Source organism: Streptomyces sp. NPDC059398, assembly GCF_042751845.1.
GTDB lineage: Bacteria > Actinomycetota > Actinomycetes > Streptomycetales > Streptomycetaceae > Streptomyces.
The window spans coordinates 34518-43575 of record NZ_JBHYWP010000072.1; the positions used below are offsets into that span (position 1 = coordinate 34518).

Sequence of the window (9058 nt, forward strand, 5' to 3'; positions counted from 1 at the left end):
ACCGGGGGCCGGCGCCGGCCGGCGCCCGGCCGGAGAGGACCGCACCATGAACACCCGCTGGGACCACAGTTACGACGTGGTCGTCGTCGGATCCGGCGCCGCCGGACTCGCCGCGGCCATCACCGCCAGGCTGCGTGGCCTGACCGCCCTGGTGATCGAGAAGACGGAGCTGTACGGCGGCTCCACCGCCCTGTCGGGCGGCGCGATCTGGGTACCGGGCAACTTCCATCTGGACGACGCAGGGCTCGGCGACACCCCCGCCAAGGCGCGCGCGTACCTCGACGCGACCGTCGGCGACCGGGTGCCCGTCGAGCGCAAGGACGCCTATCTGGAGCACGGACCGCGCATGGTCCGCGAGTTCCACGACCGCACCACGGTCAGATTCGCCTACACCCCCGGCTACTCGGACTACTTCCCCGAAGCACTCGGCGGCTACCCGCAGGGCCGCTCCATCGAGCCGCTGGTCTTCGACTTCAAGAAGCTGCCGCCCGAACGCCGCGCCACCATGCGCCGGGCCGGCCTGCCCACGTACGGGCTCACCATCACCTCGTACGACTTCCGCTTCCTCAACATGGTCGCCCGCACCTGGAAGGGCCGGCGGACCTCGCTGAAGGTCGGCATGCAGGCGGCCGGGGCGCTGGCCAGAGGTGCGAAACCCATCGCGCTCGGCGAGGCCCTGATCGCCCGGATGCGCCAGTCGCTCGACGCGCTCGGCGGCGAGCTGTGGCTCTCCACCCCGCTCACCGGCCTGGTGGAGGAGGACGGCAGGATCGCCGGGGTACGCGCCGAACGCGACGGCTCACCCGTCACCATCCGGGCACACGGCGGTGTGGTCCTCGCCTCCGGCGGCTTCTCGCACGACCAGACGCTGCGCGAGAAGTACCTGCCCGCGCCCACCTCGACGGCCTGGACCTCCGCGTCGGACGGCCAGACCGGCGACGCGCTGCGGATCGGCGTCGAGGCAGGGGCCGCCACGGACCTGCTCGACAAGGTCTGGGGAGCCCCGTCCGTCGTCCCGCCTGGACCGGACGACAAGCCGTTCTTCCTCGTCGCCGACCGCGGGATCCCCAGCATGGTCATCGTCAACGGCGCGGGGGAGCGGTACGCCAACGAGGCCGCTCCGTACCACCAGTTCGTCGACGAGATGTACGCCAACGACCGGCCGGACGCCTCCACCGTGCCGTCCTGGCTGATCCTCGACGCCCGCTCCAAGGCCCGCTACATCTTCATGGGCCTCTTCCCCGGCCAGTCCTTCCCGAAGGAGTGGCTGGCGAGCGGCTTCGTCAAGAAGGCCCGGAGCCTGCCCGAGCTGGCCGCCCGGATCGGCGCGGAACCGGAACGGCTGCGCGCCACCATCGACCGGTTCAACGGCTTCGCGCGGAAGGGCCGCGACGAGGACTTCCAGCGGGGCGAGAGCGTCTACGACCGGTACTACGGCGACCCGACGCTGCTCAACCCCAACCTCGCGCCGCTCGACAAGGCGCCGTACTACGCCATCCCCGTCCACCCGGGGGACATCGGCACCAAGGGCGGTCTGGTGGCCGACGGGTCCGCGCGCGTCCTGCGTGAGGACGGCACCGTCATCCAGGGGCTGTACGCATCGGGCAATGTGTCGGCCGCGGTGATGGGGGAGACCTATCCCGGGCCCGGGGCGACCATCGGCCCTGCCATGACGTTCAGCTGGGCGGCGGTGGGCGACATCGCGCAGCAGCTCAAGGGCGTACGCAGGCAGTGACCCTGGCCGGGGTGGTGCGGGAGGGGGGGGGCGGGGCCGGGGGGGGGGGGGGGGGTGGTTTTTGGGGGGGGGGGCGGCCACCCCAAACCCCCCGGCCCGGCCACCCGCGGCCGGGCCCCGGCCTGCCGGCCGGCCCCCGCGGCAGGCGAGGGTGTCAGTCCTTGAACGAGTCCTTCGCGCCGGCGGCACGGTCCTTCGCGTCACCGAGGGTGTCCTTGGTCTTGCCCTTCGCCTGGTCGGTCCTGCCCTCGGCCTCCTGGCGCTTGTCGCCGGTCATCTTCCCGGCGGCCTCCTTGGCCTTGCCCTTCATCTTGTCCATGGCGTTGTCGTCGCCCATTACAGCTCCTCGTACAGTGCGGATCGCTGACCAGCCCACGGTAGGACCGTTCTGCGCGTACCGCCTGATATCGCACCCAATCGCGCTCCGGGACCACCGCCGACGGCCGCGCAGCCACCGCCCCCGGGTGTCAGCGCGCCGCCGGGCAGTGCCGTGAGCGTGCCGGTGACTCGCTCAGCAGGAAGTCCGCCACGGCGTCGGCCGCGCACCCCTTCGCCATGGCCACACCGTGGCCGGTCGCCTCGACGGTGACCATGGCGGCCCGGCCGCCGAAGGCCCGCAGGGTCCGGCGGGCCTCGCTCAGCGGGGTCGAGGGATCCTCGGTGTTCTGCGCCATGAGGATGTTGTGCGGACCGCGCGAAACCGGCTTCGGCGGGTGGTCGGAGCCGGCCGACGGCCAGAAGGCGCACGGCCAGATGTTGGCCGGGGACCCTGCCGTCAGCGGGAACAGCGCCGCGCTGCGGGCGACCGCCCGCCGGTAGCCCGCGACGCCCTTCGGCCAGACGCTGTCGTTGCAGACGATGGCGTCCTGCGCGCTGAAGAAGTTGTCGGGGAGCACCCTGCCAGTCTGGAGCTTCGACGTGAGGTCGGGCGGAATCGAGCCGGTGCCGGCCGCACCGAGCAGCTCCGCGAGCGCCGGGAAGGAGTCGCGCTGTTCGAGCAGGGTCGCCGCGGCCTCCAGCAGGCTGTTCCCGGTGAGGCCCCGGCCGGTCATCAGCGGCAGCGGCGTTCCGTTCAGCTCCCGGGCGGTGGACAGGACCGTGCGCCGCACGTCAGGCGCCGAGCCTCCCAGGTGGTAGGCGCCGTCCCGGGCCGCGGCCCACCGCGCGAAGCCGCCGAAGGCGTCCTCGACCCCGCGCCCCTTGTTCTGGATGACCGCCTTCACCCCGCCCGGCGGGACGACGCTGTCCAGGAGGACCCGTCCCGATGTCGCGGGGTACAGCGAGGCATAGACCTGGCCGACGAAGGTCCCGTACGAGGTTCCGGTGTAGGACAGGGTGCGCAGCCCGAGGGTGGTCCGGACGCGGTCGATGTCGCGGGCGATGTTGACCGTGTTGAAGAAGGGCAGGGCCGCTCCCGCGTGCCGGGCGCAGGCGCCCGCGACGCGCCGGGCCCACGCCACATTGGCGTCGATGCTCCCGTCGGCCGCCGGATAGGAGACACCGGCGGCCGCTGTGCGGTCGGCGCGCGCGATGCCGCAGTGCAGCGGGTCGCTGTGGCCGATGCCCCGGTAGTCGAGCCCGTACAGGTCGGTGGCCCGGGTGACGCGGGCGGGCAGCGCGGACACGTCCAGCGAGGGCAGGTCGAGCCCGCTGCTGCCGGGGCCGCCCTGCCCCGTCATGAGGGACTTCGGCCGGGGCGCCCCGGAGCGGATCCGCGACACCTCGATGGTGAGGCGGCGTCCGCCGGGGGCGCGGTAGTCGAGCGGTACGCGGACGGTCGTGCACTGCTGGCGCGGATCACGCCGGACCGGGGCGGCGCCGCCCGTGCCGGTGTCCGCGGCCGGGCAGGCGCCCCAGCGCACTCCGGTTCCGGCCGTGTCCGCGGTGGGCGAGCCCGCCGTACGGCGTTCGGCGCCGCTGCCGCAGGCGACCGCCCCGGCCAGGAGGGAAGCGAGGACGGCCAGGGCCAGGGCGGGGTGCGGTTTCTCGCGCGGTGGCCGTGCGGCGGGCCGGCGGGTGAGCTGCCGGAGCGGGACGACGACAGCGGCAGCGACGTTGGGGACGCCGGGGCTATTCACGGAACATGAGGCCTTTCAGCACGACGGATGGAGCCGTTGTGTGCTGAGTCTGTGGCCTGCGGCCCGTGAGAACGATCAACCCGGCGGGTGGAGTCCCGGCCGCCGTCCCGGCTTCCACGTCCCGGCTCGCACCCCGGCCGGGTACGGAGAGTGCGGGAAGGGGACGGCGCGAGCCCGCCGGTGACCGCGGTCCGCTGGGGATCCGCTGTCACCGGCGGGCTCGTGTCCGCCGTGCCGCCGGGGGCTTTCACTCACCCGGGCTCGACCGCTCCACGCCGTGTAACTCCGGCTCAGTACGCCGAGTTGACGTTGTCGATGGAGCCGTAGCGGTGAGCCGCGTAGTTGGCGGCGGCCGTCAGGTTCGCGACCGGGTCGGTCAGCTTGAAGGAGGTTCCGGCGACGTGGTACGTGTTGAACGTGGGCTGGATCACCTGGAGCAGGCCCTTCGACGGAATGCCGTTCTGGGCGTTGATGTCCCAGTTGTTGACGGCGTTCGGGTTGCCGCTGGACTCACGCATGATGTTGCGGTGCAGGCCCTCGTAGGTGCCCGGGATGTTCTTGGCCTTCATGATGGCCAGCGATTCCTTGATCCAGCCGTCGAGGTTGTTCTTGTAGTGCACGGGCGCGGCGGCCTTGTGCTTCGCGGCGCTCTTCTTGACGGCGGCCTTCTTCTTCGCGGCCTTGGCCTTCGTGGACTTCTCGTCCTTGTCGTTCTTCTTGGCGGGCTTGGCCGCGGCCTTCTTGGCGGTGTCCTTCTTCGGCGCGTCCTTCGCGGGAAGGCCGTTGACGGAGACCGGCTTGACCGAGGCGGCCGCCTGCGTCGCGGGTATCTGGGCGCTGCTCGACTCGGCGGTGGCGGCCAGAGCGGTGCTGGCTCCCACGGTCACGAGGACGGCGGCGGCGATCTTGTGGTTACGAGTGGTACGGGGCACAGAAATGCGGGGCATTCGGTGCATTCGGGGCATGGAGATGCGGGGCATGCTGGCCTCTTCCAGGTGGGGGACGTGACGTGCGGCCTTCGGCGGCGCAGTGGATGTGAACCGAGGGTCTTGGCCGCGTTCGCCGACTGGCGTGGGTCGCAGGCTCGTTCTCGGTGCTTGCCGGGAACCATGGTTAGCGCCCGTCTTCAGCGGTGGCAATGACCCCCTGTACTACCCCTCATCGTGAGATGAGCTGAAATGCCCGAAATCATGGCTCTTCTGTGGGGCAGGGTGGCGTTGAGGGCCGACTATCACGGGTCGTAAGTGACCTAGGTCCTGTGGCTGGTGTCACCTGGTGAAGTGCCCGAAAATGCCCAAAAAGTCGTCTGGGTCACAGGGTTGAGGGGCCTCGTGGTGATTCAGGGACGCTGTGGTGGGTACACGGCTGCCTCCCGGAGTCGGGCCCGGGCTCCCCGCCCCTCGCCCTTGCGGCGCCTGGGCTCTCGCCCGTGCCGTGCCTGGGCTCTCGCCGCGCTGTGCCTGGGCACTCGCCTCTGCTGTGTCTGCGCAGGATTGCTGGGTGCGGTGGCGGTCCGGGCCCGGTTCGGCAGCGCCGCGCGACGGACCTGGAGGCCCGTGGAGGCAGACGGCTCAGGGCCGGAACGGACGGCTCCACCAGAGATACCCTCGAATCAAGGGAACCCCGCCCGCCATCCGGTGATACGGCGGCCGTGGCGCGCGGGACACTCAGCGAGGAGGTTCCCACGATGACTTCCACGACACGGCTGATGACCGTACTTCCCACATTTCACCGTGAACGCCTGATGGACCTGGCCCGGGACGTCTTCTTTCCCCAGGACGCGAGGATCTTCGAGGAGGAGTCGCCCGCGGACAAGTTCTGGATCATCCACACCGGCACCGTGGCCCTCGATCTGCATGTACCGCAGCGGGGCAGGGTGATGGTCGACACCCTGGGGGTCGGGGACCTGCTCGGCTGGTCCTGGCTCTTCCCGCCGCACCGGTGGCACTTCGGCGCCGAGGCGTTCAGCCCGGTCCGGGCGCACGAATTCGACGCGGTCACCGCCCGGGAGGTGTGCGAGAGCGACCACGAGCTCGGCCTGGCCCTGGCGCGCTCCGTCGCCGAGGTCCTCGCCACCCGCCTTGAGGTCGCCCGTACCAAACTGCTCGACCAGTACATGCTGCACGGGGCCACCGGGGCATAGGACCGGCCGGCCGGAACGGGCAGGAGCTGCCGGTACGCGCGGGAGTGGTCGATGCGCGCAGTACTAAGGGGACGGCCGGTATGTGCGGTGCGGTACTAAGGGAGAGCGGCCGGTACGCGCAGTACTCAGGGGGAGCGGCCGGTACGCGCAGTACTCAGGGGGAGCGGTCAGGTGCGCGGCGGCCCGGATGAGGCATCTGCGGTCACGGGCTGTGCCGATTCCGTCACCGCGGCGTGGCGGAGCCGCCTGAGCCGGTGCATCACATCGTTGCCGCCCCGGCCGAAATAGTCGTGCAGCCGGACGTACTCCGCGTAGAGGAGGTCGTACGCCGCCGCCCTCGCCGGATCGGGTGCGTACCCGGCCGGGCGGATCCGGCCCATCGCCGACGCCGCGGCGTGGATGTCCTCGTACGCGCCGGCGGCCACCGCGGCATGCATGGCCGAGCCGAGCGCCGGGCCCCGCGACGAGTGGATCAGGCTCAGCGGGCGCCGGGTGACATCGGCGTACAGCTGGTTCAGGAAGGTGTTCTCCAGCAGACCTCCCGCGAGTGTGATGCCGGTGACCGGGACGCCGCCCTCCTCGAAGGCCTCGATGATGCGGCGGGTGCCGAAGGCCGTCGCCTCCAGCAGGGCGCGGTAGACGTCCTCGGGCCGGGTGGCCAGTGTCAGCCCCACGACCAGGCCGCTCAGCTCGTGGTCGGCGAGCACCGACCGGTTCCCGCTGTGCCAGTCCAGCGCCACCAGACCGTGCTCCCCGACGGCCTGCGCGGCGGCCAGCCGGGTCAGATGGCCGTGGAGCGTACGGCCCAGCCGCTCCGCCTCCCGTACACAGGACTCCGGGACCGCGGTCCGCAGGAACCAGGCGAAGATGTCGCCGACACCGCTCTGCCCGGCCTCGTACCCCCACAGCCCGGGAACGATGCCGCCGTCGACCACCCCGGACACGCCGACCACCGGGCTCGGCTCGGGGGAGCTCACCATGTGGCAGGCCGATGTCCCCATGATCAGGACCATCCGGCCGGCCCCGGCCGCGCCCGTCGCCGGCACGGTCACATGCGCGTCGATGTTCCCGACACAGACCGCGATCCCCTCGGGCAGTCCGGTCCAGGCGGCCGCGCGGGCGGTCAGACCTCCCGCGCGGGCCCCGAGCCGCCCGGTCGGATGCTCGACCTTGTCGCGTACGAAGTCCCGGAAGGCCGGGTTGAGCGCGGCGAGGAACGCGTCGGACGGGTGGGCGCCGTCCTGCAGCAGACCCTTGTATCCGGCGGCGCACGCACTGCGGACATAGCGGCCGCAGAGCTGCCAGACGATCCAGTCCGTCGCCTCGGCCCAGTGCCGGGTCAGGCCGTACAGCTCCGGATCCTCCTCAAGGAGCTGAAGCCCCTTGGCGAACTGGCCCTCGGACGAGACCCGGCCCCCGTACCGCTCCAGCCATGGTTCGGCGCGCTCGGCCGCCAGGGCGCTGATCCGGTCTGCCTGCGGCTGGGCCGAGTGGTGCTTCCACAGCTTGACGTACGCGTGCGGCCTGTCCCCGTACCCCGGCAGCTCGCAGAGCGGGGTGCCGTCGGATGTCACCGGGACCATGGTGCACGAGGTGAAGTCCGTCCCCACGCCGATCACCCGCTCGGCGGGCACCCCGCTCGCCTCCAGCGCCCGGGGTACCGCGTGGCGCAGTACCCCGATGTAGTCGGAAGGGACCTGGAGCGCCCACTCGGGCGGCAGCCGCGGGCCGCCGCCGGGGAGCGCCTCGTCGAGCACACCGTGCGGGTAGGGATGTTCGGCCGCGCCCAGTTCCGCCCCGTCCCGTACGCGGACCACCACCGCCCGGCCCGACAGGGTGCCGAAGTCCACACCGACGACGTACGACTCCTGGTCCCGGCCGCTCCCCGGCGCTGCGCTCACGACTCACTTCTCCTGCCCGTAAGGCCCGTAAGGAGGGGCCGGCCCGCGCGGCCGGTTCCGGTCGGCGGCGCGGGCGCGGAGCGCCGTTCGCCGCGGATCATCGTACGCGGGCGGGGTGGACGTGAAAGCGCAGCAGAGTGGTGTCGTCGGACGGCTGCCCCTCGGTACGGACCACCGGCCCGGGCGACACCGCGTCCGCCACGGCGGGCCAGAGGGACGCGGCCGGAGCGTTGGCGGAGAGGTAGGAGAGGGTCCAAGGCCCGGGATGCCGCTGGAACAGCAGACGCGCCGCCTCCCGTGCGACACCCCGGCGGCGGTGGCGGCGTACGACGAAGAACTCGCTGATGTTCCAGGTGCCTTCGTCCCCCTCCACATCGCGGCGGGCCAGCGCGAACCCCGCCAGCCGGTCCGCCGCGGTGATCAGGTATGCCTCCCGGTCGGCCGAGCCGGTGAAGTAGTGGTCGAAATACCGGTACTCATAGGTGCCCTGGGCGGATAGTTCCGCCGGGCGGAACTCGGAGAAGTCGTACAGGTACAGCTGCAGCAGACGGGCCAGGACGGACTTGTCGCCCGGCCCCGCTGCCGTGAGACGGACGGGGGCGGACGCGCTCGTGCGGGTGGTGTTCATCCGGGCACGGTCCCAGGCCACGGGCGGTCCCGCCCCCGAATTACCGCCGCCCCTGGTCCGCGCCCAGGTTGGGGCGGGCCGGGATCCGCTGCCCGAAGTAGTCGGTGAGCGTGCCGTCGTCCACCGGGGCGCCCGCGCCGCGCGCGGGCGAACCGGCACGCAGCCTGACACCGTCCGGCGCCGTGGGGTGTGCGGAGCGCAGCAGCGGGTCGGCGTCGACGGCCGCGTGGTCCCGGGGCTGGGCGGTGTTCCAGTACAGGTTGCCCGAGTAGGTGCTGAGGGTGTCGGTGACCGGTGAACCGCCCACGGCTCCGACGAGGACATTGTCCGAGAAGACTGTCCCGGTCTGGCCGTTGTTGGAGATCAGCGCGGTGCCCGGCCGGTCGGTGACGACGGTGTTGCGGTAGACGCGGGTGTCCGTGGTGCTGCCGCAGACCACCGAGATCACCCCGTAGGGGGCCGAGGTGTTGCGGTCGTTGATGCTGATGTTGTCGTGCACCCGGTTGCCGTCCGTGGTGGTGGTCGCCCCGTTGCAGATCAGCAGGAAGCCGCCCTCGTTGTCATGGCTGTAGT

Annotated in this window: 7 protein-coding genes and 1 pseudogene; 2 read left to right on the forward strand and 6 right to left on the reverse strand. The window is 71.8% G+C overall.

What is annotated here, in order from left to right:
• Positions 1-46 precede the first annotated feature (46 nt).
• Positions 47-1735, forward strand: coding sequence for an FAD-dependent oxidoreductase (locus ACFXBC_RS23710; protein ID WP_385027842.1), 1689 nt, complete (start codon positions 47-49; stop codon positions 1733-1735).
• A 154-nt stretch (positions 1736-1889) separates the two neighbouring features.
• Here ACFXBC_RS23710 and ACFXBC_RS23715 read toward each other — a convergent pair whose 3' ends face one another.
• From ACFXBC_RS23715 to ACFXBC_RS23725, 3 genes are all read right to left on the reverse strand, one after another.
• On the reverse strand, positions 1890-2072 hold the full coding sequence (locus tag ACFXBC_RS23715; RefSeq protein WP_385027845.1) for a CsbD family protein: 183 nt from the start codon (positions 2070-2072) through the stop codon (positions 1890-1892).
• A gap of 130 nt (positions 2073-2202) precedes the next feature.
• Positions 2203-3813, reverse strand: a complete 1611-nt coding sequence (locus tag ACFXBC_RS23720) for an alpha/beta fold hydrolase (RefSeq protein WP_385027848.1) — start codon at positions 3811-3813, stop codon at positions 2203-2205.
• Between the two features lie 290 nt (positions 3814-4103).
• Complete coding sequence (locus tag ACFXBC_RS23725; RefSeq protein WP_385027851.1) at positions 4104-4760, reverse strand: transglycosylase SLT domain-containing protein; 657 nt, start codon at positions 4758-4760, stop codon at positions 4104-4106.
• A gap of 740 nt (positions 4761-5500) precedes the next feature.
• On the opposite strand from ACFXBC_RS23725, the gene ACFXBC_RS23730 reads away from it, so the two are divergent.
• Entirely contained in the window at positions 5501-5956 is a 456-nt protein-coding gene (locus ACFXBC_RS23730; protein WP_385027854.1) for a cyclic nucleotide-binding domain-containing protein, read from the forward strand.
• A gap of 167 nt (positions 5957-6123) precedes the next feature.
• Here ACFXBC_RS23730 and araB read toward each other — a convergent pair whose 3' ends face one another.
• The 3 genes and pseudogenes from araB to ACFXBC_RS23745 form a co-directional block, all read right to left on the reverse strand.
• On the reverse strand, positions 6124-7857 hold the full coding sequence (gene araB / locus ACFXBC_RS23735; protein WP_385027857.1) for a ribulokinase: 1734 nt from the start codon (positions 7855-7857) through the stop codon (positions 6124-6126).
• A gap of 97 nt (positions 7858-7954) precedes the next feature.
• Complete coding sequence (locus tag ACFXBC_RS23740; protein WP_385027860.1) at positions 7955-8485, reverse strand: GNAT family N-acetyltransferase; 531 nt, start codon at positions 8483-8485, stop codon at positions 7955-7957.
• Between the two features lie 40 nt (positions 8486-8525).
• A pseudogene (locus ACFXBC_RS23745) lies at positions 8526-9058 on the reverse strand (hypothetical protein); the annotation flags it as partial.

Coding starts and splice junctions, on each gene's coding strand:
- ACFXBC_RS23730 (WP_385027854.1), top strand. CDS start 5,501: ATGACTTCCACGACACGGCTGATGACCGTACTTCCCACATTTCACCGT.
- ACFXBC_RS23740 (WP_385027860.1), bottom strand. CDS start 8,485: ATGAACACCACCCGCACGAGCGCGTCCGCCCCCGTCCGTCTCACGGCA.
- ACFXBC_RS23710 (WP_385027842.1), top strand. CDS start 47: ATGAACACCCGCTGGGACCACAGTTACGACGTGGTCGTCGTCGGATCC.
- ACFXBC_RS23715 (WP_385027845.1), bottom strand. CDS start 2,072: ATGGGCGACGACAACGCCATGGACAAGATGAAGGGCAAGGCCAAGGAG.
- ACFXBC_RS23725 (WP_385027851.1), bottom strand. CDS start 4,760: ATGCCCCGCATTTCTGTGCCCCGTACCACTCGTAACCACAAGATCGCC.